Raw genomic sequence first — 24,795 nt, 5'->3', positions numbered from 1 at the left:
AGGCTCAACTGTATCCGGCCCCACAGAATAGGCCACCCGAAGCAAGCGCAGACCGCTTCTTTACGGCCCGGGCTGCGCGTCATACGCTCGGCGCGCCGGGGAGCCGTACATGACCTATTCGCAAGCGGGCGTGGGATACAGGATTCGTCGTTTGGGCCGGGGCTCGCTCCTGTCGCCTCGCATGCGTTACGCGGCAATCGTCGCTGCAATCATGGCCGCAGCGCTTGCGGGCGCCTGCGCCTCGCGGCCCGAAACGGGGTTCCTTGCCCCCGTTGCAGCAGTCGAGGCCGGGTCGACCTCTCACACCATACTGGTCGCCACCACCCGCCAGCGCGACGAGCGGCCAGGGACGCTCTTCAACGGCGAGCGTGCCATGCCGCTCGATTTCGCCAAGATCGAGGTCTCGGTTCCGCCAACGCACACACCTGGCGAAATCGAATGGGCCTCGACGGCTCCAGGCGATCCGAAGGCCAATTTCGTCGTGCGCCAGGCCGGCTATCTCGACGGAGAGCAGGCCTTCATCAGGGCGCTCAACGCCCAGCTCGCCTTGCGCCCACGCGGGAGCCGCAACGTTGTGCTCTTCATCCACGGCTACAACACCATGTTCGCGGAAGGGCTCTACCGCTTCGCCCAGGTCATGCACGATTCCCAAGCCCCCGCCGTACCTGTGCTGTTCACCTGGGCATCGCGCGGGGCGCTGACACAATATGTCTATGACTCGAACAGCGCGACGGCGGCACGCGACAACCTGGAACGGACGATCCGGCTGCTCCTGGCCAGCAACGCCGAAAAGGTCAATATCCTGGCCCATTCCATGGGCAACTGGGTGACTGTCGAAGCCCTGCGCCAGATCAAGATCTCAGGCGGGCTCGTCGGCGCCGAGAAGATCGATATTGTCATTCTTGCGGCGCCCGATATCGACATCGACGTCTTCAAGACTCAGATGCGGCGTTTCGGAAAGCCAAAGAAGCCGTTCTTCATCGTGTTGTCCAAGGACGACAAGGCGCTGGGTGCATCGAGTTTCATCGCAGGAGGCCAGGGCCGCGTTGGAGATGCCCAGAATGCGGAGGAGCTGGCGCAGCTTGGCGCCGTTGTCCTCGACATGACCGACGTCAAGGCCACCGATTCGAGCAATCACGGCAAGTTCGCGCAATTGGCGGAGATCGCGCCTCAATTGAAGAGCACGCTGGAGCGCGGTGTCGGCAGGCAGGCCCGCGCGTCGGAGAATGCGCGTGAGGCTCTGGGCGACTCGCTCGAAGCGATCGTCTCGGTGCCCCTCAAGATCCTGGGCGCACCGATCAAGATCATAACCGGACGGTAAGCCGGCAGCGCCAGAAGACCTGTTCGACGCGGCCGCGGGATCAGCGCGCCACGGCTTGCGAGCATGCAAGCCGCTTCCCTCACGTCGGTTGAGCGCTGCGATCAATGGGCAGCAAGCCGTCGATCTGATAACGCCAGCAGCGTCCCGCCCCCAAGCAGCTTTCCCGCCGATGACCTCTCGCACCGCGACCTTCACCGGATTTGGCGCCATCCTGCTCTGGTCGACGCTGGCTCTGTTCACGGCCATGTCCGGTCGCGTACCGCCGTTCCAGCTCGTCGGCATGACGTTTGCCATCGGCGGCATGCTGATCCTCTGCATCACCGCCGCACGTGGGCAACTGCGCAGGGTTCGGCCGACCTGGGGCTCTTTCGCGCTTGGCCTCTACGGCCCCTTCGGCGACACCGCGCTCTACTATGCCGCGGTCAAGACCGCGCCGGCGGCCGAGGCCAATCTGATCCACTATCTCTGGCCGTTGCTGATCGTGCTCTTCGCAGCGCTGCTGCCGGGCGGCACCCTGAAGCTCCGGCATCTGATCGGGGCGCTGATCGGGCTCGCCGCGACGGCGCTGCTGATCTCGGGCGGGCTCGACGCAGGCGGCGGGCTCTCGCTCGGACACGGACTTGCCGCGCTTGGCGCCTTCGTCTGGGCGAGCTACTCGGTTCTGTCGCGCCGGTTTGCCGAGGTGCCGTCCGAGAGCCTCGGCGTCACCCTGCTTGGCTGCGCTGTGGCCGCCCTTGCGTGCCACGCGGCCTTCGAGACGACACTCTGGGAGCTGACGACAGTTGAATGGGCCGGCGCGCTCGGGCTCGGCCTCGGCTCGATCGGGCTGGCCTTCATCTGCTGGGATATCGGCATGAAGCGCGGCGACGTCGCCTTCCTTGGTGTCGCCTCCTATGCCGCACCGGTGCTCTCCACGCTCATCCTCGTGATCGCGGGCTATGCGGCCGCGAGCTGGCTGCTCGCGGCATCCTGCGCGCTGATCGTGGCCGGGGCGCTGGTCGCGAGCTCCCGCAAGGCCTGAAAGCGCTCAGTTCCGCCGGAGCAACCGCTCGAGATAGTCGAGCTCTTCGAGGGGCCGCGACGGATCGCCGAGCCGACGCCGGAGCTCTTCGAGGATGCGCCGCGCCCGCTGCGTCGCACTTTCATCGGCCCCGGGCACGCGAACGCGGCCATCGGCCCAGTCGCGCTGACGCTGCGGCCGGCCGAGCGGATCGTCACGGCCTCGCTGCTGTGCAGAAGGCCGGCCGGCTGGTTGGCCATCCGGCTCGCCGAAGGCGCCTTCCGTACCGTCGCCGTCACCGGGCTGCCCCTGCATTTGCTGGGCAAGGTTCTGCCCGCCACGGCGCAAGGCATCGAGCGCCTTGCCTTGCGATTCGAGCGCACCCTCGCCCTGCCCCTGGCCGAGCTGGCCTTCGGCCTCGCGCATTGCGTCCTCGGCCTCGCCCAGCTCGCCGGACTCCGGGGCGCCCATGCCGCGCATCCGCCGCTGCAGATCCTGCAGGCGCTCGCGCAGAGCCTGCTGGCGCTGTGACAGCCCCTGCCCTTGGCCCTGCTGCTGGCCCTCGGCTCCCTGCTGCCCGTCCTCGCCCTCGCCGTCTTCGCCCTCCTGGCCGGGCTGCTGCTGTCCACGCTGCCCGCGCTGGCCCTGTTGGCCCTGCTGACGCTGTCCTTGGCCAGGGCGCGCCTGCTGCTGGCCAGGGCGTCGGCCCTGCTGCGCCCGGTTCTGACGCTGCTGTTCCTGCTGATAGGTTTCGTCGCGGAGGTTCTGCTGGTCGCGGGTCATCCGGTCGAGATCGCCGAGTGCCTGGTTCATCTCGCGCTGCCGCGGATCCTGCTGGCCGGGCCGCGCCATCTGGAGATTGTTGAGGAGATTGTTCAGCTCCTCCATCAGCCGCTGAGCCTCGGCCATGTCGCCGCGCCGGGAAAGCTCTTCGATCCGGTTCAGCATGTTCTGCAGGTCTCGCGGCGTCACCGAGCGGAAATTCTCCGGCAGTTGCGCCTGGTTCTGGTCGCCATTCTGCTGCTGGCGCTGCATCTGCTGGGCGAGCTCGCGCATGAACTTGTCGAGCGCCCGCCGCATATCTTCGGTCAGCTTGCGGATCTCTTCCTCGGACGCCCCGCGCTCCAGAGCCTGCTGCAGCCGTTCCTGGGCGGCGCGCAGATCGCGCTCCGCATCGGAGAGATCGCCATCCTCGAGCTGGAGCGCCATGCCCCACATCAGGTCGGCGACATCGCGCAACTGGTCGTCATTGGTGGCGCGCCGCAGCCTTTCGCCGATCATGCGCATGCCGAGATAGACGCCGGCCTCCTTCATGAAGCGTCCAGGCTCGATCAGCAGCGCATCCATGGCGAGCTGGACGTGCTTGCGCGCGTCGACATCCATGACGAGCTTGCGTCGCTGCTCGACCAGCGCCTTGGCGAGCGGCTTGGTGAAGGTGCGCTGCGGCAAGACGACCTCGACCGTCTCGCTGCGGCCCTCCTGCCCGGCTTCGTCGCGGGCAACGAGCACCATCTTGACCTTGGCACCGGCCCAGGGATGAGCCGAGAAATCGACCGTGTTCTTCAGTTCTTCCTCGCCGGACGGGGAGGACGGAACGCTGAGCGCCTGTTTCGGCGGCTCGACCAGCGAGCGCCCGCCCGATGGCGGCCCGGTCCGCGAGACGACGACCTCGGCCGAGGCAATGCCGTAATCGTCCTTGGCGCGGAACGTCAGCCCCAGCCCGCCCTGCACCCCGCTGACCGGTTTCGGCGGCTCGACGAAGCTGATCTGGGGCGGCTGGTCCGCAACCGCGGTCAGGGTCAGTGTCGCCTGAGGCGCGCCGCTGCCGGTGATCCTGAGCGTGCCATTGCCGGCCAGCATGTAGCGCTTTTCCAGCACGGCAACAGAGGCCGGCTCGACCGGCTTGCCATCCTTCGTCTGCGGCGGCGGCAATACGTCGAGCCGGCCCGTGGTCACGACATCCATGCCGCTCTTGCCGGCAATGCGAATCACCACAGTCGATTTTTCCGGCGCGGTGAAGGCGGTGCCGTGCAGCCGGGCGAAATCGATCAGGATCGGCGGCAAGCGGGTATAGGCGGGCGGATCGATCCAGGCATCGATCCTGGCGGCGGCAACCGGCGCCGACGGACCGCGCCAGTCGAAGGCAGCCGAGATACGGGGCCCAGCCTCGTGGCCAGCGACGAAAAAGGCGGTGACGGCCGCAAGCAGCGGCACGGCGCGAATGGCAAGCCGATCGCGCATGGCCATGCGTGGCCGCGGCGGGGTGACCCGCAAGCCGGCGATCTGCGCGCCCTGGCGCTCGACGTGAAGCTTCCACAGCGCCTGGGAAACCGGATCGTTCGAACCGACGGCGAGACTGTCCTCCAGCGCCGAGGCCGGGCGATGCGCCCCTTGCAGCGACTGGTCGAGCCGCGCCAGCGCATCGCGCCGCGACGGCAAGGGCGTGCGAACAACGTACCAGATGCTGGCAGCCAGCGCAGACAAGAAGAGCACGACGCCCATGGCGCGGCCCTGCCAGGGCAGGTGCGTCCACAGCCCGAGCCAGGACAGCGCCAGGAACGTGAGGATGACTATCGCGGGCAACCAGAGCCGGGGCCAGAGGCGCTCCCAGGCAAGCGAGGCGCGGGACACCGCAGCCAGCCTGCCAAGGCGCTGGCGGATGCCCCCGATCGGATCAAGCGCCATGCGGCGCTGCGCCTCTTTCATGCCGTCGCTCCGAGCCGCCCCCGCTCCGCGTGAACCCCACCAAGTAACAGCACGCTAACACGTGAATATGGCAAGGCCAGAGTGCAGCCCCGTCACACACAGGCCGCTCCGCGTTTCGTGAACCGCAGGCTCAGGCCAGCCAGGGCGGTGCACGATCCGTGCCGATCAGGTCTTCATAGCTCTGGCGCGGGCGCGTCACGGCAAATTCGGCCCCCTTGACCAGCACTTCGGCGACCAGCGGGCGCTGATTATAGGTCGAAGACATGCTGGCGCCATAGGCCCCCGCTGTCATGAAAGCGATCAGATCGTGCTGCTTCAGCTCCGGCAGCAGGCGATCGGTGGTGAAGGTGTCGCCCGATTCGCAGATCGGTCCGACCACGTCATAGGCAAGCTTGCGCATCTCGGCGGCAGGCTCGGCCACCGGCCAGATCTCGTGATAGGCCTCGTACATCGCCGGCCGCAGCAGGTCGTTCATCGCCGCATCGACGACGAGAAACTGCTTGGTGGGCCGCGAATTGAGATGCAACACCTGCGTCAGCAGGATGCCGGCATTGCCGACTATCAGGCGGCCAGGCTCGAAGCCAAGCTCGACATCGAGCCCCTTGGTGACGCGCCCGACCATGGCCGCGTAATCCTGGATCAGGCTCGGACCATGATCGAAATCCTTCGGGATCTCGTAGGGAATTCCAAGGCCTCCGCCGAGATCGAGCCGGTCGACCCGGTGCCCCTCCGCCCGCAGGCTGCCAACCAGGCCGACCATCTTGGCATAGGCCGCCTCAAAGGCCTCTGTCTCGCGGATCTGACTGCCGATATGAACCGCCAGCCCCATCATCCGGACGCCCGGCATATTGGCGGCGCGTGCGTAGAGCCGGCTCGCCTCCTCGAAGGAAACGCCGAACTTGTTGGCGGCAGAGCCGGTGGTGATCTTGGCGTGCCCGCCGGCGCCGACATCGGGATTGACGCGGAAGACAGCCTCCTGGCGCTTGCCGAGCCTTGCTGCCACCTTCGACAACAGGTCGAGCTCGCTCTCGGACTCGATGTTGATCTGGAAGATGCCGGCCCCGACAGCGAAGGCGAGTTCGCTCTCACTCTTGCCGACGCCGGAAAAGACGATCTTCTCGGGAGCGAAACCGGCGGCAAGCGCCTTGCGCACTTCACCTTCCGAGACGGTATCGGCCCCCGCACCAAGCGCGGCCAGCGTCTTCAGGACGCCGAGATTGCCGTTCGCCTTGACCGCATAGAAGACATGCGGCGCCGGGCCCGCGGGATCAATGCCGCGCATCGCACTCTCGAATAGCCTGTAGTGCCGCTCGATCGTCGCCGAGGAATAGACATAGACCGGCGTCCCGACCTCGGCCGCAATCCGGCGCAGATCGACATCCTCGGCGAAGAGCGCGCCGTCGCGATAGGCAAAGTGATGCATCGGGATCTCAGAGCAGGGGATCGAGCACGAAGCTCTTGTTCGGAATGGCGATGGCGCGGCTCGCTTTCGGCGGCTTGGCGATCGGCGAAGTCGTGGTCTCCGGCACGCGGTTCTCGACCGCGCCGATGTCCTCGTCAGGCAGGTCGAGGGCGTTGGTCGCGTTCGGCGGCGCTTCGAGCGGTCCCTTGCGGCCGCAGGCAGTCAAAGCGAGACCTAGCAGGCCGGCGACCACGATGGCGCGGCCGAGTTTCAGGCGGGGATGCGGCACGAACGGGAATCCTCGGGCAATATGTGGCGGGGACTGTAGCGAAAGGCGCGCGCGCTTGCGAGCCTTTGCAGCGACGGAGCGTCATTCCCAGGGCAGAGTGCAGGGCCGCCCCGGGAATCTCCTGCGGTCATGCCCGGGTCGTGCCCGGGCATTTCCCCCGAATTGTCACTGCTGCTCCTTGGCGAGCTGCCTCAGCCAGCGCTTGGCCTGACGACGGACATTGGCCGGCGCCGTGCCGCCATAACTGACACGGCTCTTCACCGACTGCTCGACGCCGAGCACGGCGAAGACAGCCTCGGTAATCTTCGGCTCGACGTCCTGCATCTCGGCGAGCGTCAGCTTCTCCAGCCCGACGCCCCTGGCAGAAGCGACGCCGACCAGCTTGCCGGTGACGTGATGCGCATCGCGGAACGGCATCTTCAGAACCCGGACCAGCCAGTCGGCAAGGTCGGTCGCGGTGGCGTAGCCGAGGCCCGCGGCCTTCTTCATCACCTTCAGGTCGGGCTCCATGTCGCGGACCATGCCCGACGTGGCGGCAAGGCACAGCGAGAGCGACTGCAGCGCGTCGAAAGTGCCTTCCTTGTCCTCCTGCATATCCTTGGAATAGGTGAGCGGCAGCCCCTTCATCATCGTCAGTAGCGCCTGAAGATGCCCGAAGACGCGTCCCGCCTTGCCGCGCACCAGCTCGGCGGCGTCGGGATTGCGCTTCTGCGGCATGATCGAGGAGCCGGTCGAGAACTTGTCCGAGAGCTTGACGAAGCCGAACTGGGGCGTCGCCCACAGCACGATCTCCTCAGCGAAACGCGAGAGATGCATGGCGCAGATCGAGGCCGCCGCGAGTGTCTCCAGTACGAAATCGCGATCCGAAACCGAATCCAGTGAATTGGCGGTCGGCCTGGCAAAGCCGAGCGCCTTGGCCGTGTGGAAACGATCGATCGGGAAGGAGGTGCCGGCAAGCGCCGCAGCGCCGAGCGGGCATTCGTTGAGGCGCTCGCGCGCATCGTGGACACGACCGCGGTCGCGCGCCAGCATCTCGACATAGGCGAGCATGTGATGCCCGAACGTCACCGGCTGCGCCGACTGCAGATGCGTGAAGCCCGGCATCACCGCGCCGGCATGGGCCTCGGCCTTCTCGGCAAGAGCCAGTTGCAGGTCCGCGATCTGCCGATCGAGCGTTTCGAGCGTATCGCGTACCCACAGGCGCATGTCGGTCGCGACCTGATCGTTGCGCGAGCGGGCCGTGTGCAGACGGCCCGCCGCAGCGCCGATCCGCTCCTTGAGATTGCTCTCGACATTCATGTGAATGTCTTCGAGCGCGCGCGAGAACGTGAACGTGCCGGCCTCGATCTCGGCCTCGATCGCCTTGAGCCCTGCGCTGATCACGTTCACATCTTCGCGGGTCAGGATGCCGGTCTCGCCCAGCATCGCCGCATGCGCCAGCGAACCCCGGATATCCTGGCGCCACAGGCGCTGGTCGAAGTCGATGGAGGCATTGATCTCCTCCATGATGGCATCCGGCCCCGTGGCGAAACGCCCTCCCCACATGCGATTGCTCACGACGCTCTTTCCTGCTTTTTGGACGCGCAATGACGTCTCGTTCAAAAACATTTGCCGCCTTCGGCGCTCTCGCCTTGATTGCACTCGGCGGCGTCGCGGCCTTCTACTCTGTCCAGGGCCGGGCCGGCAATTCGGGATCATGCTCGGCGGCGGCAGCGACCGCTGAAAAACTGCGACCGTTGGCACGCGGCGAACTTGCGGCCGTGGAGGTTGCAAAAGCACCGCAGCCCTTGCCAAACCTCGCCTTCAACGGCCCCGACGGCCAGCCGACAACATTGTCAGCCTTCAAGGGACGGACCGTCCTGGTCAATCTCTGGGCGACATGGTGCCTGCCCTGCCTGCATGAGATGCCGTCGCTGGACGCGCTGCAGGGCAAGCTCGGCGGCCAGGATTTCGCGGTGGTGGCGATCAATATCGACACCCGGAACCTCGAGAAGCCGAAGACCTGGCTTGCCGAGCGCAAGATCGACCAGCTCGGCTATTACGCCGATCCGGAGGCCAAGGTCTTCCAGGATCTGCGCTCGGCCAAAAAGATCGAAGGCATGCCGGTCAGCTTCCTGGTCGACCCGTCGGGCTGTGAACTCGCGATGCTCCAGGGCCCTGCCGACTGGGCCAGCCAGGACGCGCTCTCCTTCATTCGCACGGCGCTCGGACGCTGAGCCGCCGCGGTTTGCCTGATCGCGCGCTCTGCTCCATATCGTTGCGGCATGAGCTACACGATCGGCCTCGCGACCACCTTCCACGATCCTGCGATCGCGATCGTTGGCCCCGATGGCGAGGTGCTCTTCGCCGAGGCGACCGAGCGCTACTTGCAATATAAGCGCGCACCGAACTGCGAACCCGATTCCGCACCGCGGATGGAAAGCCTGCTCAAGCGCTACATCCCGGCAGGCGCTCCGGTACAGATCGCGACGAGCTGGAGCGGGGAGTTCACCGGGTTCCTCGAGCAGATGAGCCGGACCGGCGCCTTCACGATCAATGAACTGCTCAAGCTCTCCCCCGAGCTCAACCGCTCGCTGGTGCCGGAGCGCTCCGAGCGGGCCTTGATCGCCTCGCTGCATCTCGGCCAGCAGCGCGCCGGCCTAGGCACTCTGCTCGGGCTCGACCGCGCCTTCGGCAAGGCAAATGTCACCGGGATCAAGCGCTATGGCCACCATCTCGGTCACGCGGCCTATGCCTGTTGGTCGTCGCCCTTCCGCGATGCCGCCTGCCTCGTCGTCGACGGCATGGGCGAGACAGGGGCCTCGGCCATCCTTGCGTTGCGCGATGGCGAGATCAGCGAGGTGAAGCGTCACCGCGGGCGCGAGTCGATCGGCTTCTATTTCGGCCTCGTCACCGACCTGGCCGGCTTCGACCAGGCGAAGGGCGAGGAATGGAAGATCATGGGGCTCGCGCCCTATGGCAAGCAGGATGCCGGCTTGCTGGCGCTGCTGCGACGCCTCTATCGGATCGAGGAGAACAAGCTTTCCTTCGCGGATGCCGCAACCATACGCGCGGTCTCCGCCGAGATCCTGGCGCGGCGGCCCACTGATGCGCTCGACCAGGGCTGGGCCGACCTTGCCCGCTGCGGCCAGGATGTCTTCGCCGAGATGATGGCGGCTCTGCTGGCTGAAGCTGCCGCATTGGTGCCCTCCGAGAATCTGGTGCTGTCAGGCGGCTGCGCGCTCAACTCCTCGTTCAACGGCAAGATCGTCGGCCGCCACGGCTTCAGCCAGGTCTTCGTACCCTCCGCTCCCGCCGATGACGGCAATGCCATTGGGGCGGCCTGGCTCGCCCATGCCGAGGCGCATCCGGACTGGCGCGCGCCGAAGGGCCCGATGACGCCCTATCTCGGCTCGCGCGTCTCGACCGAGCCGCTGGAGCGCATGGCGGCCTGGGAGCCTCGCCTGAAGCGTCTCGCACCCAAGGAGGTTGCCCCGGTGACGGCCCGGCTGCTTGCCGAGGGCAAGCTTGTCGGCTGGGTCCAGGGCAAGGCCGAGTTCGGCCCACGTGCGCTCGGGAACCGCTCGATCCTTGCCGATCCTCGCCCGGCCAACGCCAAGGATCTGCTCAACGCCAAGGTCAAGTATCGCGAGGCCTTCCGCCCCTTCGCCCCGTCGATTCTCGCCGAACACGGCACGGACTGGTTCGAGAACTACCAGGACTCGCCCTATATGGAGCGTACGCTGGTCTGGAAGCCGCCGGTGCGCGGACGCGTCCCCGCCGTGGTTCATGAAGATGCGACTGGCCGGCTCCAGAGCGTCACGGCCGACCGCAACGAGCGCTATCACGCGCTGATCTCAGCCTTCCATGCCATCACCGGCGTTCCGGTGATCCTCAACACCTCTTTCAACATCATGGGTAAGCCCATTCTGCACACGGCAGAGGATGCGATCCTGATGTTCTATACCAGCGGCCTTGATGCGCTGGTCGTCGAGGACTGGCTTTTGGTGAAGTAATCGCCTGGGCTGATCGATCTCATCAGCAAGTGCTGGCGGCGCAGCATCGCCGGTCGCATGATCTCTCCGCCGTGTCTGGAGAATGCCATGCTGCAACTTCGCCCGAACTGTGAATGCTGCGACCGCGACCTGCTGCCCGAGGCGCGCGACGCGATGATCTGCACCTTCGAATGCACCTTCTGCGCCGACTGCACCGAGACGCGCTTCAACGGCGCCTGCCCGAATTGCGGCGGCGAACTGGTGCGCAGGCCGATCAGGCCCGCCGACAAGCTGGAAAAATACCCGCCCTCACAGGAACGGATCCGCAAGCCCCACCCGGAATGCGCCGCGGCCTGAAGGCTACGACGCAGCTCCGCGGACGGGTCCGGACGAGCCTCAGCTCGCCTGCTTGACGGTGATGCCCTTTTCTTCGAAGAGCGCCTGCAGCTCGCCGGCCTGGAACATCTCGCGGGTGATATCGCAACCGCCGATGAACTCGCCCTTGACGTAGAGCTGCGGGATGGTCGGCCAGTTGGAATAGGCCTTGATGCCCTCGCGGATCTCCTGGTCTTCCAGCACGTTCACGCCCTTGTAGGGCACGCCGAGATAACCGAGGATCTGGGCGACCTGCCCGGAGAAACCGCACATCGGGAACTGGGGCGTGCCCTTCATGAAGAGCACGACGTCGCTGGACTTCACTTCGGCGTCGATACGGGCGTTGACGTCGCTCATCGGTCTTCTCTCCTGAGGCGGGGTCAAGGCCCGCTGGTCATCTCTACTAATTCTGGGGAACCGTCGTCGTCAGCGCAAGGGCGTGCAGCACGCCGCCCATGCGGCCTTGCAGCGCGGCATAGACCATCTGGTGCTGCTGAACCCGGCTCTTGCCCTTGAAGGCAGCCGAGGTCACGGTCGCCGCGTAGTGGTCGCCATCGCCAGCGAGATCCTTGATCTCGATCACCGCGTCCGGCAGCGCCGCCTTGATCATCGCCTCGATATCGTGCGCGTCCATCGCCATGATCGTGTCTCCTTACGCGCCCTTGGCCGACATATAGGTCGGGAACCAGTCCTCATGCGCCTTGTCGAGCGCGGTCAGCGCCACCGGCGCCTCGCCCGGCAGCGCAAGAGCGTTTCCGCCAGTCCGGCCGATGAGAGCGGCAGGCACGCCGGCCGCCCTGGACTCGGTCAGCAGCCCCTCGACGGCACTCGACGGCACGGTGACGAGATACCGCGCCTGATCTTCACCGAACAGGACGGCATGGGCCGGCCCCGCGGGAAGCTGCGTCACGGTCGCGCCGACGCCGCCGGCAAGCGCCATCTCGGTCAGGGCAACCGCGAGGCCGCCATCCGACAGATCATGGCAGGCGCTGACGCGGCCGCCCGTGATCAGCGCGCGCACGAATTCGCCATTGCGGCGCTCGATCGCGAGATCGACCGGCGGCGGCGCGCCTTCTTCCCGGCCGCAGATGGTCGCGAGATAGGCCGACTGGCCGAGCCAGCCGGAGGTCTCGCCGATCAGGATGATGCTCTCGCCTTCGGCCTTGAAGCCGACAGTCGCATGCTTCGTCACATCGGCCAGAACACCGACGCCGCCGATCGTCGGGGTCGGCAGGATCGAGACGCCATTGGTCTCGTTGTAGAGCGAGACGTTGCCGGAGACGACCGGGAAGTCGAGCACCTTGCAGGCCTCGCCGATACCCTTGATGCAGCCGACAAGCTGGCCCATCACCTCAGGGCGCTCGGGATTGCCGAAATTCAGGTTGTCGGTGATGGCGAGCGGCGTCGCACCGACGGCGGTAAGGTTGCGCCACGCTTCGGCGACCGCCTGCTTGCCGCCCTCGAACGGGTCAGCTTCGCAATAACGGGGCGTCACGTCGGCGGTCATGGCAAGGCCCTTCGGCCCCTCCTCGATGCGAACGATGCCGGCATCGCCGCCGGGCGTGACCACCGAGTTTCCGAGGATCAGCGTGTCGTACTGCTCATAGACCCAGCGCTTCGAGCAGAGATCCGGCGAGCCGACGAGCTTCAGCAAGGCATCCGCGTTCGACATGGGTGGCTTCACCGCAGCCGCCTCGATGATCGCGAGCTTCGGTGTCTCGATCCAGGGCCGATCATATTCGGGAGCCTCGTCGCCGAGTTCCTTGATCGGCAGATCGGCCATGGTCTCACCCTGGTGCTTCACGACGAAGCGCAAGGTGTCGGTGGTCTTGCCGACCACAGCGAAATCCAGACCCCATTTCCTGAAGATCGCCTCGGCCGGCTCCTCATGACCCGGCTTGATCACCATGAGCATGCGCTCCTGGCTCTCCGAGAGCATCATCTCATAGGCGCTCATCTGGTCTTCGCGGCAGGGCACCGCGTCGAGATCGAGTTCGACGCCGAGGTCGCCCTTGGCGCCCATCTCGACGGCCGAGCAGGTCAGCCCGGCTGCGCCCATGTCCTGGATGGCGTCGACATGGCCCGCCGCCATGATCTCGAGGCAGGCTTCCAGCAGCAGCTTCTCGGCGAAGGGATCGCCGACCTGCACGGTCGGGCGGCGTTCCTCGCCGCCATCGCCGAAGGCGGCCGACGCCATGGTCGCGCCGTGGATGCCGTCGCGACCGGTCTTGGATCCGAGATAGACGATCGCCTTACCGACACCCGACGCCTTGGCGTAGAAAATCTCGTCGGTCTTGGCGAGGCCGACCGCCATCGCGTTGACCAGGATGTTGCCGTCATAGCGCGTGTGGAAGCCGACCGCGCCGCCGACCGTCGGGACGCCGAAGGAATTGCCGTAGCCGCCGATGCCGGCAACGACGCCCGAGACAAGATGCCGGGTCTTGGGATGCGAAGGATCGCCGAAGCGCAGCGCATTCAAGGCCGCGATCGGGCGTGCGCCCATGGTGAAGACGTCGCGCAGGATGCCCCCGACACCGGTCGTCGCGCCCTGATAGGGCTCGATGAACGAAGGGTGGTTGTGGCTCTCCATCTTGAAGACCACCGCAAGTCCGTCGCCGATATCGATGACACCGGCATTCTCGCCCGGGCCCTGGATCACCCAGGGCGCCTTGGTCGGCAGCGTCTTCAGATGGATCTTCGAGGATTTATAGGAGCAATGCTCGTTCCACATCGCCGAGACGATGCCGAGCTCCGTGATCGTCGGTTCGCGACCGATCAGGTGGAGGAAACGCTGATATTCGTCCGGCTTGAGGCCGTGCTCGGCCACGAGTTGCGGAGTGATCTTGATCTCGTTGGGAATCACGGCTCGCCTGGTCCCTGATCGCGGACGCCCGGCCCGCCTCTGATGCGCGGGGCATAACCTGCTTGTCCGCCGGAGACAACGCATTCCCGCCGATCAATGCCATGCAGGCGTGCATTCGCGCCTATTCCGCCCGCGAAAGCACCAACCGGTGTCCCGAACCAAGATCAGCCCGGCGCGTCCGATACGGCGAGCGCCTGGAGCGCATCGCGCAATCCGTCCGGGATCGGGGCCGGCTTCTGGCTGGCGCGCCCGACATAGACATGGGTGAAGCGGCCCTGCGCCGCCGCCTGCTCGCCACCGCGCCGGAAGATGCCGATCCGATAGGTCACCGAACTGCGGCCCAGTTTCTCGACCGCAATTCCAGCCTCGATCGTCTCGGGGAAGGCGACGCTTTCGAAATAGGTGCAGGCCGTCTCGACCACGAGGCCGACAATCTCGCTTCCGGCAAGATCGAGATGCCCCTGCTCGATCAGCCAGGCATTCACCGCCGTGTCGAACCAGGAGTAATAGACCACGTTGTTGACGTGACCATAGGCGTCATTATCGGCCCAACGCGTCGGAATCGCGCGAAACAGCCTGAAATGGGAGCGACCAAGCCGCGCCGCGCGTTCGCTCATCGGCTGCTGCTCCCTGTCATTGCCCCGGCTTCTCGCCTGTCCCGATCTCGGGCACGCCGAGCGCATCCGCCAGCCTCGCCTTGGCCGAGCCCGGCCTGAGCGGCTTCTGCTGACTCTCATGCGGCGCCCAGCCGGAAAGCCAGACGATCTCGAACGTGGCGCGCAACCGGCTGTCGGGATCGGCAAAACGCTCGGCATAGAGCGCAGCTGCACGCATCAGCGTGTCGCGACGGAGCGGCGCCTTGCGCCGGTCAGTCAGCGCATTGGCCCAGCCCATCGCGCGTAGATCACGCAGCAGGCCGAACAGGTCGCGATAGCGCACCGTGACGAGTTCGCTGTCGACCACCGGAAGTGCGAATCCCGCGCGCTGCAGCAGGCTGCCCATGTCACGCAGATCGGCGAAGGGCGCGACACGCGGGCTCACGCCGCCGGTCGTCTCGGCTTCTGCGGCAAGCAGGACTTCGCGCAATTCCTGAAGCGTGCGACCGCCCAGCAGGCAGCCGATGAAGAGGCCATCGGGCCTGAGAGCCTGCCTGATCTGAATCAGCGCGCCCGGCAGGTCGTTGACGCCGTGCAGGGCGAGCAGCGAGGCGGCAAGGTCGATCGAAGCCGCTGCGAGCGGTAGGCGCTCGAGATCGCCGACGACATCGCCCCTCGCCCCCTCGGTCTCCGCCATTCGCCAGAGCGCCTCGGCCTTGGCACGCAGCACGGGTGCTGCAACCGGCAGCGGCGTGCCGAGATCGGCCGCCAAGGTGAAGCGGCGCAGCACCGCAGCGAGCCTCTCGTCGAGATCCTCGCTGGCGCGGGCCAGCAGGAAATCGGGATAGCCTCCCGCCACCGCCCGTGCCTGGCGGCGGCGGACGAGATCACGATCGAAAACCACGGGACCCTCAGCCATGCCCGCGCTCCAGCGCTATTGCGGCCTCACGCCATTCCTTCCAGCTCGATGATCAGCCCCTCGATCATGGTGAGGCCGATCTGCCAGAAAGCGGGATCGCGCGCATCGAGACCAAACGGCTTCAGCAGCTCGGAATGGTGCTTGGTTCCACCGGCCGAGAGCAAGGCGAAATAGCGCTCCTGAAAGCCCCCGGCCGAGTTCTGATAGACGCCGTAAAGCGAGTTCACCAGGCAATCCCCGAAGGCATAGGCATAGACGTAGAAGGGCGAATGAATGAAATGCGGGATATAGGCCCAGAACGGCTCATAACCCGGTCCAAGCGTGATCGCCGGCCCGAGACTTTCCGCCTGCACGCTCATCCAGAGTTCGCAAAGCTGGTCCGCCGTCAGCTCGCCTGCCTTGCGCGCTTCATGCACCTTGCGCTCGAAGGAGTAGAACGCGATCTGGCGCACGACCGTATTGATCATGTCCTCGACCTTGGCCGCCAGCATCGCCTTGCGCTGCTTCGGATCGGTGGTTCCGTCGAGCAGCTTGCGGAACGTGAGCATCTCCCCGAAGACGCTCGCCGTCTCCGCCAGGGTCAGCGGTGTCGGCGCCATCAGCGCCCCGTTCGGCGCCGCCAGAACCTGATGCACGCCATGCCCGAGCTCATGGGCGAGTGTCATCACGTCGCGCGGCTTGCCCTGGTAGTTCAGCAGGACATAGGGGTGGACCGACGGCACGGTCGGGTGCGCGAAGGCGCCGGGCGCCTTGCCCGGCCGGGCGGGCGCATCAATCCAGCCCTCGTCAAAGAAGCGCCGGGCAATGCCGGCCATCTCGGGCGAAAAGGCGCCATAGGCGTCGAGAACGGTGTCGCGCGCCTCGGTCCAGGGAATCGTGCGCTGCTCGACCTTGGGCAACGGCGCGTTGCGGTCCCAGTAATCGAGGGCCTCGCGGCCAAACCAGCGGGCCTTCAGCTTGTAGTAGCGGTGCGACAGGCGCGGATAGGCCTCGCGCACGGCCGCAACGAGAGCATCGACGACCTCGCGCTCGACCCGATTCGCCAGGTGCCGCGAATCGGCGACATCCTCGAATTTGCGCCAGCGGTCGGAGATTTCCTTGTCCTTGGCGAGGGTGTTGGTGATCAGCGAGAACGTGCGCAGATTGCCGCGCAGCACCGTGCCCAGCGCTTCGGCCGCAGCCTTGCGCACCGCGCCGTCGGCATCCTGCAGCTTGTTCAGGGTGAGCTCGAGCGTCAGCTCCTCGCCATTCACCGTGAAGCGCAGCGAGGCGACGGTCTCGTCGAAGAGCCGGTTCCAGGCACCACGCCCAGTCACCGACTTCTCGTGGAACAGTTCCTCGATCCGGTCTTCGAGCTGGTGCGGCTTGTCCTTGGCGAGATCCTCGATCCAGGGTTGCCAATGGCTCAGCGGCGGCTCGGCCGCGATCTTGGCCAGCAGCGCCTCGTCGAGGCGGTTGAGTTCGAGCCCGAAGAACAGCAATTCGGTCGAGGCGGTCGTCATCCGGTCCTGGGTGTCGCCATAGAATTTGGCGCGCTTCGGATCGGTGGTGTCGCCGGAGTAGATGAGGCCGGCATAGGACATGATCTTGCCGAGCAGGTCTTCCAGCCGCTCGTAGGCACGCACGGCTTCAGCGAGTGTCGCGCTCGCGTCGTCACGGGCGGCGAGCTCCGCCAGCTTGCCGCGATAGAGTGCGGCGAAGCGCTGCGAGTCGGTCAGCGCGCGGTCGAGATCGGCGGTGAACTCGGGCGAATCCATCGACGCATAGAGATGGCTGAGATCCCATTCCGGCAGCTTGCCCAGCGCCTTCGCGGTCTTGGCGCTGCTCGCCGCGCTTTTTGCGACGTTGGCGGAGATCGTTCCGTCGAAAGCAATCGTCATGTCAAAGGCACCTCGCTGGCGAAACCATCCTTACCCATATGCGCGGACAAGGCCGCGCGATCAACGCCGCCGCCCGACGCCGGCGCTTAAGAGCGGCTTAACCGTTCTGGATGACAGTGCCCCGAAACGGAACACTGATTCTGCAGCGACCGGCATCGAGGCGACATGACAACCACCGTTCTCGTCGTTGATGACGATCCCGTTCAGCGCCGACTGCTCGACGCCATGCTCAAGCGCTTCGGCTACGACGTCGTCGTGACTGAGAGCGGCGACGAGGCGCTTGCCCTGCTTGGCAATGGCGAGACCGGAGCCTTCGACGCTGTGGTCCTCGACCTGGTCATGCCCAATCTCGATGGCATGGGCGTGCTCTCCCGGCTGCGTGAGCGCGGCATCGACACGCCGGTGATCGTGCAGACCGCGAACGGCTCGATCGAAACCGTGGTCTCGGCGATGCGCGCCGGCGCCGTCGACTTCGTGGTCAAGCCGGTCGGCGCCGAGCGGCTGCAGATATCGATCAAGAACGCGCTGAAGCTCGGCGCGCTCGAACATGAACTGCGCTATCTCAAGCGCCGCGCCTCGGGGCAGCTCGGCTTCCGCGACCTCGCCACCAAGAGCCCGGACATGGGCCGTGTCATCGGACTGGCCGAACGCGCCGCGAAATCGAACATCCCGATCCTGATCGAGGGCGAATCCGGCGTCGGCAAGGAGGTGCTGGCGCGCGCCATCCAGGGCTCCAGCGACCGCAAGGGCAAGCCCTTCGTCACGGTGAACTGCGGCGCAATCCCGCATAATCTCGTTGAATCCATCCTGTTCGGCCATGAGAAGGGCGCGTTCACCGGCGCCACCGAACGCCATATCGGCAAGTTCGTCGAAGCCAATGGCGGCACGCTCTTCCTCGACGAAGTCGGTGAATTGCCGCTCGATGCCCAGGTCAAGCTCCTGCGCGCGATCCAGGAGGGCGAGGTCGACCCTGTCGGCGGCAAGAAATCGGTGCGCGTCGACATCCGGATCATTTCAGCCACCAACAAAAGCCTGCTCGATCAGGTGAAGCGCGGCGAATTCCGCGAGGATCTCTACTATCGCCTGAATGTCTTCCCGATCACGCTGCCGCCACTGCGGCAGCGCTGGGAGGACATCGCCGATCTGGCCCGCGGCTTCCTCGTCCGGTTCGCTGCCGAAGAGGGCAAGAAGCTGCGAGCGATCTCGCCCGAGGCTCTCAACCTGATCAACGGCTATGACTGGCCGGGCAATGTCCGCCAGCTCGAGAATGCGATGTTCCGGGCGGTCGTGCTCGCGGATGGCGATGAGCTGACCGTCGCCGAATTCCCCCAGATCGCGGCGCAGATGGAAGGCTTCGAAGTCCGGATCCCGGCCGCGCCGACCGCAACCGCTCGCCCCGAGCCGCGCGACGAGGCGCCGCGCATCATTCAGGTGCCGGTGCGCGATCCCAATGCGCTCGATTTGGTCGCCGGCTCCGACATCCGCAGGCTCGAAGAGCTCGAGCGCGAGATCATCAAATTCGCCCTGGCGCATTATCGCGGACACATGTCCGAGGTCTCGCGCAAGCTCGGCATCGGTCGCTCGACGCTCTATCGCAAACTCAAGGATTACGGGCTGATCGAGGGCGATGACCCATCTGCGAACTCGGATGCGGCATAGGCGTTGTAGAGCTGAAAGATGCCCGCTGTTGCACCCCCGCATCTTGTCGAAACAGGCCGAGTCACGCAGGTATCGCGGATATCGGGCAGAGCTATAGGGAATTGGACCATGCGTCGTCGCCACTGGGCGAGCTTTGCTTCTGCATCGGTCCTGGCCTTGGCCCTTGGTACCGGATATGCGCTTGCGCAGGCTACCCTTGAGCCTCAACTCGGCATCCCTCTGCTCGAGCAGCCGGCACTGCTGATCCTGAATGGCGACAAGCCGCCCGAGAGCCTGACGCCGCCGGTCCTGCCGGAGGTTGTCGTCACGATCGAGACCGCCCCCAAGGCCGCGAACGCCGAGCCGGAGATGGTGACCGGCACGGTTGCCCCCTCGGCCCAGCCACAGGGCGGGCTTGCTCCGCTCGAGGTGCCCCCGACGCCTGCCACGACCCCCGGCGTCGACCTCGACGAGCCTGTGGTGCTCGACATCCCGGCCATCGATCTGCCGCCTTCCGACCCAGCGCTTGTCCCCGCCGCCAGGCCTGCGCCTCTGCGCTCCGCCGAACCCGTGATTGCGCCGCCGGACCTGCCCAAGGTCGTGGTCGAGCTTCCCGCCGGACCGGCGCTCGCCGCCGAAATCACCGAGCGCGCGCCGGAAGCGCTGGCATTGCCGCGCCTCGCGGAACGCGAGCGCAGCGAGATCCTCGCCGCCTATCAGGCTTTCGAGAACCGTCCCTTCTGGATCGACGGCAAGGGCTGGAGCGCGGCCGCCAAGCTGCTCGTGGCGCAGCTAAGCCGCGCCGGCGAGGATGGCCTGCGACCGACCGACTATCCGCTGCCCGTTTTCGAGGCCAGCGACAAGGGCAGCCTCGCCGAGGCCGATGTCCGGCTTTCCGCGCTCGCCGTGCTCTATGCCCGCGACGCGCGCGGCGCCCGCGTCGACCCGCGCCGGCTTTCCAAGCTGCTCACGCCGACACTGTATCTGCCCTCCGCCACCGAGGTTCTCTCCGAGATCGCGGCCGTTCCCGATCCGGGCAAGGTGCTGGCGGCCTACAACCCGCCGCATGAGGGCTATCGCCGCCTGAAGGCCAAGCTCGCCGAACTGCGCCACCACCAGGACGATACGCCCATGGTGCGCATTCCCGCCGGCCCTCCGCTCAAGCTCGGCATGCGCGACGAGCGCGTACACCTGATCCGCGCCCGGCTCGGCCTCGGCCCGTCCGATGAGGCTGTGTTCGATCGCTCGACCGCCACTGCAGTCGCCGAGTTCCAGAAACAGGCTGGCCTGCGCGCCAACGGCATCCTCAGCGCCCAGACGATTGCGGCCCTCGGCACGCCGGCGACCAACCGCGCCCAACAGGACATCGTCGCGCAGATGGAGCGCTGGCGCTGGCTGCCCGCCGATCTCGGCCAGACCCATATCATGGTCAATGTGCCGGAATTCCAGATGCGGGTAATCCGCGACGGCAAGGTGGTGCACCACGCCCGCACCATCGTCGGCAAGCCTGAATCGGCGACGCCGATTTTCTCGCACCGGATGGACCATGTCGTGGTCAACCCATCCTGGTTCGTGCCGCCATCGATCCTGAAGAAGGAATTCCTGCCCGGCCTCGCCGCCGATCCGGACTATGCCGCCAAGCGCGGCTATGTCGTGACCCGCCGCGGCAACAACATCTCGGTGCGCCAGCCGCCGGGCGAGCGCAACGCGCTCGGCTGGATCAAGTTCATGTTCCCGAACGACCATGCCGTCTACCTGCATGACACGCCGAACCGCCGGCTCTTCGCGACGGAACGCCGGGCCTACAGCCATGGCTGCGTGCGCGTCGACAATCCTTTCCTGCTTGCCGACCAGGTGCTCGGCCCGGAATGGACGACAGAGCGTCTGAAGCGTCTGATCGGCTCCGGTGAGCGCACCATCCGGCTGCCGCAGCCGCTGCAGATCCACCTTGTCTACAACACTCATGTCGTCCAGCCGGACGGCAAGTTGGTGACCTTCGACGATATCTACGGCTTCCACCGCATGGTGCGGCAGGCTCTGGAGCAGCGGGGCTGAGATCGTGGCGAAATGTGGATCGGGCACCTTTTCGCCACGATCCACAGCTAGCCAGCTTCGGTGGAAAGAATCGTAGCGTGCAGGTTACCTGCTTGTTAACCTGCTGTTAACGCATCTCCGCAACTGTTCGTTGACGTTTGCCGAGCTCCTTGCCGGCGCATCGAGACGGGTCGAGTAGCTTGAGCAGATCCTCAGCCACCATGCCGAGACGGCTTCTGCTGCGCGTTACGCCGGGTTTCCGTGGCGGACTGACGATGGCCATTGCATTCGCGGCCCTCGTCTGCGGCATCCGCGGCACGCAGAACGCCGTCGCCAATGGCGACACGCGCACGATCTCCATCCGGCATATGCACACCAAGGAAGAGATCACCGTAACCTTCAAGCGTGACGGACGTTATGTCGCCGAAGGCCTGGAGAAGCTCAACTGGGCCCTGCGCGACTGGCGCATCGACGAACCGATCAAGATGGACCCGCGCCTGTTCGACGTCGCCTGGGAGGTTCAGCGCACCGTCGGCTCCGAGCAGCCCTTCCACGTCGTCTCAGCCTATCGCTCGCCCGGTACCAATTCGATGCTGCGCCGACGCTCGCGCGGCGTCGCCAAGCACAGCCAGCACACGCTCGGCAAGGCGATGGACTTCTACCTGCCGGATACCCCGACAGCCAGGATTCGCGAAGCCGGCATGCGGCTGCAACGCGGCGGCGTCGGCTTCTATCCGGGCGCACATACGCCATTCGTCCATCTCGATGCCGGCTCGGTCCGCTCCTGGCCGCGCATGACGCGCGACCAGCTGGTGCGCCTCTTCCCGGACGAGAAGACCGTGCATCTGCCGGCCGATGGCCAGCCGCTTGCCGGATACGAGCTGGCCAAGGCCGATGTCCTGGCGCGCGGCGGTGCCGTGGCTGGTTATGCCGCCGCCGATCTCGATGAAGGCGCGGTGATCTCATCCGGTCGCAAGAGCCTGTGGGCCGCCCTCTTCGGCGGCGATGACGAGGAGGCCGATGCACGGCCACAGCGCGGGCGCGCCCCCGCGCCGAAGCCGCAGCCGGTCGTCATGGCCTATGCCCGCCAGAATTACGCCGACAGCAGCTCGGAGGATGGCGGCACGCGCTTCGGCGCATCGCTCGTCGCGGTCCCGGCTCCGGAGCCGGCTCCGCGCGTGACCCGCCCCATCCGTCAGGCCCCCGTCCCGGCCGAGCCGCCGGTTCAGGTCGCGGCGCTCGCACCAGGGCCCGCTCCCGAAGAAGTCAGGCCGAAGCTGATCGACGCGCCGCTTCCCATCGCACGCCCTGGCGGCCTCACTCCGCCGGCTGGGCAGCAGGGCGTTGTCCAGGTTGCTGCACTGCCGCAGCAAGGCGGAGCACTTGCCTTCGCACCTCAGCTTGCGCCCGGCGGCCGCCCCGGCGAGGAGCAGAAATTGATCTTGGCCTCGCTGCCGCCGCGCCGTCCCGGCGAAATGACGGCACTGGTCGAGACGGTCGTCGCCGGCAAGCCGATGGCCGCCCCGCTGCCGCCTTCGCGTCCGGTCGCCTTTGCGAACCTGGCCACGGCCTCGTTGCGCGGCAGCGATGCCGACCCGGTGCCGGCCGTCCAGCAGGAAGGCAGGCTGGTCACGATCACTCATCCGATGCCGCCGAGCCGGCCGCAACTCGGCAGCACCGTGATTGCCCGGACCGAGCGGAACAACGGTGGCAGCCCTGCACCCACGCCGATCGTTGCGCAATATGACGCCGACCGTTCGAACCTGGACTCGCTCTTCGCCGCCGTTAGCCGTCCCGCGCCCGAAGGTCGCAAGGTGACGGTTGCGACCGCACGCGCCAAGGCCGCCTCGGCCCCGCCACCCGGCTGGGTCCAGGGCCCCGGTCCGGCCGCCTCGCTCGGCTTCAGCCATGCCGATCCGAGCGACGCCAAGACCGGCAGCTTCAGCGGCCCTGCGGTGAGACCACTGCCGACGAACTTCGTCCAGAACTGAGCAGGCTGAACCGGGGGCTCACTCCCGGTCGATTGGCCAGGCCTTGAACACGGCCAGCTCCTCGCAGGCGCGCGCCTGAGCAGCAAGAGCCGGCCAGCGGCTCTCCTCGACATAGTCCGGGATCACGAAGCGGCAGAACCCCCAGGCGATGGCAGCTGCGATATCGGCAGGCTCGAGCTCCGGCCCCGAGCCCAGTTCACCGCGCTGGGCCGCCTGATCCAGCAGATCGAGCGCAGTGTGCAACTGCGTCACGATGCGCTCCTGCCAGGGTGCATAGCGCTGGGCTTCGGGACGCTTGCGCTCATATTCCACCGAGACGGCCTTGTCCGCCGCGACGATGCCAATGCCGGTCAGGCTGAGATCGCGGACCCGGGCAGTGTCTTCGATCGGTCGCAGGGAACGGCCGGCGACATCCTCGAAATGCTGGATGATCAGCAGCGACTCGCTGATTACTGTGCCATCCTCGCAAACCAGCGAGGGTGCCTTGATCAATGGATTGATCGCCCGGAACGCATCCATGTGGCGGAACACGGAGACCGAGCGATGCTCGAATTCGACCTCGAGCAAGGTTCCGGTAATGGCGGCGCGCCGCACATAGGGACTGTCCAGCATTCCAACGAGCAGCATCGCAATCTCCGTTTGTGAGCGCGTGCAGACTGGCCGCTCGTTCAGGGAATGCAACGCCAAATCATGTGATGCCGAAGATCACGCCAATTGATGTGCAGGCAGCCCGGCCTCCGACGCGACGGCATCATCGGAAACCGGCTCCGCGCCGAAGGACAATCCGCGCGCCTTCGCCGCCATCTGGCAGCGATCCCAGCTCGGCTCGCCTCCGAAATGCTCGACCAGGAGATCGATCAGAACGCGCACTTTGCCGGGAACATAGGCGCCTGGCGGGCGCACGACAAAGAGCCCCTGCTCCTTCATCGGATAGTCCAGCAACAAATGCTCGAGCGCGCCTCTGCTGATCGCGTCCGTGAGCATGAAGGTCGGCAGCACGGCGAGCCCGAGCCCCGCCTCCGCCCATTCCGCCAGGGTTTCGCCACTGTCCGAGCGCATCCGGCCGGTCGGCCTGACCGAAACCCAGCGCTTGCTCATCCGAAAGGTCCAGTCTGTCGTCGCTGTACCGGTATAGATGAGGCAGTCGTGCTCGGTCAGGTCGAGCGGCGAGATCGGGCGGCCCCTGCGATCGAGATAGCCCGGGCTTGCGACCACGGCTCCGTAGACCGGCGCGATGCGCCGCGCGACCAGGCTGGAATCCTTGAGCGTGCCGATCCGGATCGCCGCATCGAAACGTTCGCCGATCAGATCGACATAGCGGTCGCTGGCCTCGACATCGAGCTCTAGCTTGGGGTGACGATGCGCCAGCTCGGCGAGGACCGGCGCGACATGGCGTACGCCGAAGGTCAACGGCATCGACAGGCGCAGCCTCCCGGCAACGCCACCGGTCTGCTGCGCCACCGATTCACGCGCCTCCGCGAGATCCGCAAGGATGCGTTCGCCGCGCGCCTTGAACTCGATCCCGGCCTCCGTGGGGCTGATGCCGCGGGTCGTGCGGCTGAGCAGCCGGGTACCGAGATCGGCCTCGAGGCGAGCGATGCGACGGCTGACGATAGACTTCGACAGACCCAGCACCTTGCTCGCGCGCCCGAAGCCACCGGTCTCGACCACGGCGATGAAGCTGCGGATGTCATCGAGCTCCGACATGAGAGTGTTCCCCTGAGAGCAACAGTATGGTTCCCACTATGGGCGTTCTGGTGCGTGAAGTGAACCGCTATGTTGCACTGCATCGAGGCCATTCCCTCCG

Annotated in this window: 20 protein-coding genes; 8 read left to right on the top strand and 12 right to left on the bottom strand. The window is 66.3% G+C overall.

The features are described from left to right. Positions 1–109 precede the first annotated feature (109 nt). Complete coding sequence (locus AB4118_RS00930; RefSeq protein ID WP_441487954.1) at positions 110–1,321, top strand: alpha/beta hydrolase; 1,212 nt, start codon at positions 110–112, stop codon at positions 1,319–1,321. 169 nt (positions 1,322–1,490) lie between these two features. Continuing rightward, a complete protein-coding gene (gene yddG, locus AB4118_RS00925; protein WP_441487953.1) occupies positions 1,491–2,342 on the top strand; it encodes an aromatic amino acid exporter YddG in 852 nt (283 codons plus the stop codon). Positions 2,343–2,348: 6 nt separating this feature from the next. Here the strand turns inward: yddG and AB4118_RS00920 are convergent, their stop codons facing one another. The 4 genes from AB4118_RS00920 to argH form a co-directional block, all read right to left on the bottom strand. Further along, positions 2,349–5,027, bottom strand: coding sequence for a TIGR02302 family protein (locus AB4118_RS00920; RefSeq protein ID WP_441487952.1), 2,679 nt, complete (start codon positions 5,025–5,027; stop codon positions 2,349–2,351). A 130-nt stretch (positions 5,028–5,157) separates the two neighbouring features. After that, positions 5,158–6,450, bottom strand: coding sequence for a diaminopimelate decarboxylase (lysA, locus tag AB4118_RS00915; protein ID WP_441487951.1), 1,293 nt, complete (start codon positions 6,448–6,450; stop codon positions 5,158–5,160). 7 nt (positions 6,451–6,457) lie between these two features. Continuing rightward, complete coding sequence (gene lptM / locus AB4118_RS00910) at positions 6,458–6,718, bottom strand: LPS translocon maturation chaperone LptM (RefSeq protein ID WP_441487950.1); 261 nt, start codon at positions 6,716–6,718, stop codon at positions 6,458–6,460. A gap of 165 nt (positions 6,719–6,883) precedes the next feature. After that, entirely contained in the window at positions 6,884–8,275 is a 1,392-nt protein-coding gene (gene argH, locus AB4118_RS00905) for an argininosuccinate lyase (RefSeq protein ID WP_441487949.1), read from the bottom strand. Positions 8,276–8,304: 29 nt separating this feature from the next. On the opposite strand from argH, the gene tlpA reads away from it, so the two are divergent. From tlpA to AB4118_RS00890, 3 genes are all read left to right on the top strand, one after another. Next, positions 8,305–8,934 carry a thiol:disulfide interchange protein TlpA gene (gene tlpA / locus AB4118_RS00900; protein ID WP_441487948.1) on the top strand — a complete coding sequence of 210 codons (630 nt, stop codon included), beginning with the start codon at positions 8,305–8,307 and terminating at the stop codon, positions 8,932–8,934. A gap of 48 nt (positions 8,935–8,982) precedes the next feature. Continuing rightward, on the top strand, positions 8,983–10,713 hold the full coding sequence (locus AB4118_RS00895) for a carbamoyltransferase family protein (RefSeq protein ID WP_441487947.1): 1,731 nt from the start codon (positions 8,983–8,985) through the stop codon (positions 10,711–10,713). Positions 10,714–10,800: 87 nt separating this feature from the next. Continuing rightward, positions 10,801–11,049, top strand: a complete 249-nt coding sequence (locus AB4118_RS00890) for a DUF1272 domain-containing protein (protein WP_441487946.1) — start codon at positions 10,801–10,803, stop codon at positions 11,047–11,049. Positions 11,050–11,088: 39 nt separating this feature from the next. Here AB4118_RS00890 and grxD read toward each other — a convergent pair whose 3' ends face one another. The 6 genes from grxD to AB4118_RS00860 form a co-directional block, all read right to left on the bottom strand. Continuing rightward, a complete protein-coding gene (grxD, locus tag AB4118_RS00885) occupies positions 11,089–11,424 on the bottom strand; it encodes a Grx4 family monothiol glutaredoxin (RefSeq protein ID WP_043233156.1) in 336 nt (111 codons plus the stop codon). A gap of 46 nt (positions 11,425–11,470) precedes the next feature. Next, the gene (locus AB4118_RS00880) at positions 11,471–11,707 is read right to left on the bottom strand and encodes a BolA family protein (RefSeq protein WP_113518613.1); all 237 of its coding nucleotides are present in this window, start codon (positions 11,705–11,707) and stop codon (positions 11,471–11,473) included. Positions 11,708–11,719: 12 nt separating this feature from the next. Then, complete coding sequence (gene purL, locus AB4118_RS00875) at positions 11,720–13,927, bottom strand: phosphoribosylformylglycinamidine synthase subunit PurL (RefSeq protein ID WP_441488334.1); 2,208 nt, start codon at positions 13,925–13,927, stop codon at positions 11,720–11,722. 167 nt (positions 13,928–14,094) lie between these two features. Beyond that, complete coding sequence (locus AB4118_RS00870) at positions 14,095–14,547, bottom strand: acyl-CoA thioesterase (RefSeq protein ID WP_441487945.1); 453 nt, start codon at positions 14,545–14,547, stop codon at positions 14,095–14,097. A gap of 16 nt (positions 14,548–14,563) precedes the next feature. Next, positions 14,564–15,445: a methyltransferase domain-containing protein gene (locus AB4118_RS00865; RefSeq protein WP_441487944.1), complete on the bottom strand. Its 882-nt coding sequence runs from the start codon at positions 15,443–15,445 to the stop codon at positions 14,564–14,566. Positions 15,446–15,471: 26 nt separating this feature from the next. Next, a complete protein-coding gene (locus AB4118_RS00860) occupies positions 15,472–17,325 on the bottom strand; it encodes a M3 family oligoendopeptidase (protein WP_441487943.1) in 1,854 nt (617 codons plus the stop codon). A 165-nt stretch (positions 17,326–17,490) separates the two neighbouring features. Here AB4118_RS00860 and AB4118_RS00855 point away from each other — a divergent pair, with 165 nt between their 5' ends. The 3 genes from AB4118_RS00855 (at position 17,491) to AB4118_RS00845 (ending at position 22,988) form a co-directional block, all read left to right on the top strand. After that, on the top strand, positions 17,491–18,984 hold the full coding sequence (locus tag AB4118_RS00855; protein WP_441487942.1) for a sigma-54-dependent transcriptional regulator: 1,494 nt from the start codon (positions 17,491–17,493) through the stop codon (positions 18,982–18,984). Between the two features lie 108 nt (positions 18,985–19,092). Next, positions 19,093–21,018 carry a L,D-transpeptidase family protein gene (locus tag AB4118_RS00850; protein ID WP_441487941.1) on the top strand — a complete coding sequence of 642 codons (1,926 nt, stop codon included), beginning with the start codon at positions 19,093–19,095 and terminating at the stop codon, positions 21,016–21,018. Positions 21,019–21,218: 200 nt separating this feature from the next. Then, positions 21,219–22,988, top strand: coding sequence for a peptidoglycan L,D-endopeptidase MepK (locus AB4118_RS00845; RefSeq protein ID WP_441487940.1), 1,770 nt, complete (start codon positions 21,219–21,221; stop codon positions 22,986–22,988). An 18-nt stretch (positions 22,989–23,006) separates the two neighbouring features. Here the strand turns inward: AB4118_RS00845 and AB4118_RS00840 are convergent, their stop codons facing one another. Together AB4118_RS00840 and AB4118_RS00835 are read right to left on the bottom strand one after the other, a co-directional pair. Continuing rightward, complete coding sequence (locus AB4118_RS00840; RefSeq protein ID WP_441487939.1) at positions 23,007–23,615, bottom strand: glutathione S-transferase family protein; 609 nt, start codon at positions 23,613–23,615, stop codon at positions 23,007–23,009. 78 nt (positions 23,616–23,693) lie between these two features. Beyond that, positions 23,694–24,695: a LysR family transcriptional regulator gene (locus tag AB4118_RS00835; protein ID WP_441487938.1), complete on the bottom strand. Its 1,002-nt coding sequence runs from the start codon at positions 24,693–24,695 to the stop codon at positions 23,694–23,696. Between the last annotated feature and the right edge of the window lie 100 nt (positions 24,696–24,795).

Origin of the sequence: Allobosea sp. 2RAB26 (assembly GCF_052115465.1) — a bacterium.
Classification (GTDB): domain Bacteria; phylum Pseudomonadota; class Alphaproteobacteria; order Rhizobiales; family Beijerinckiaceae; genus Allobosea.
Note: the sequence above shows the minus strand (reverse complement) of the source record. Positions and strands in the feature narration are given on the sequence as shown.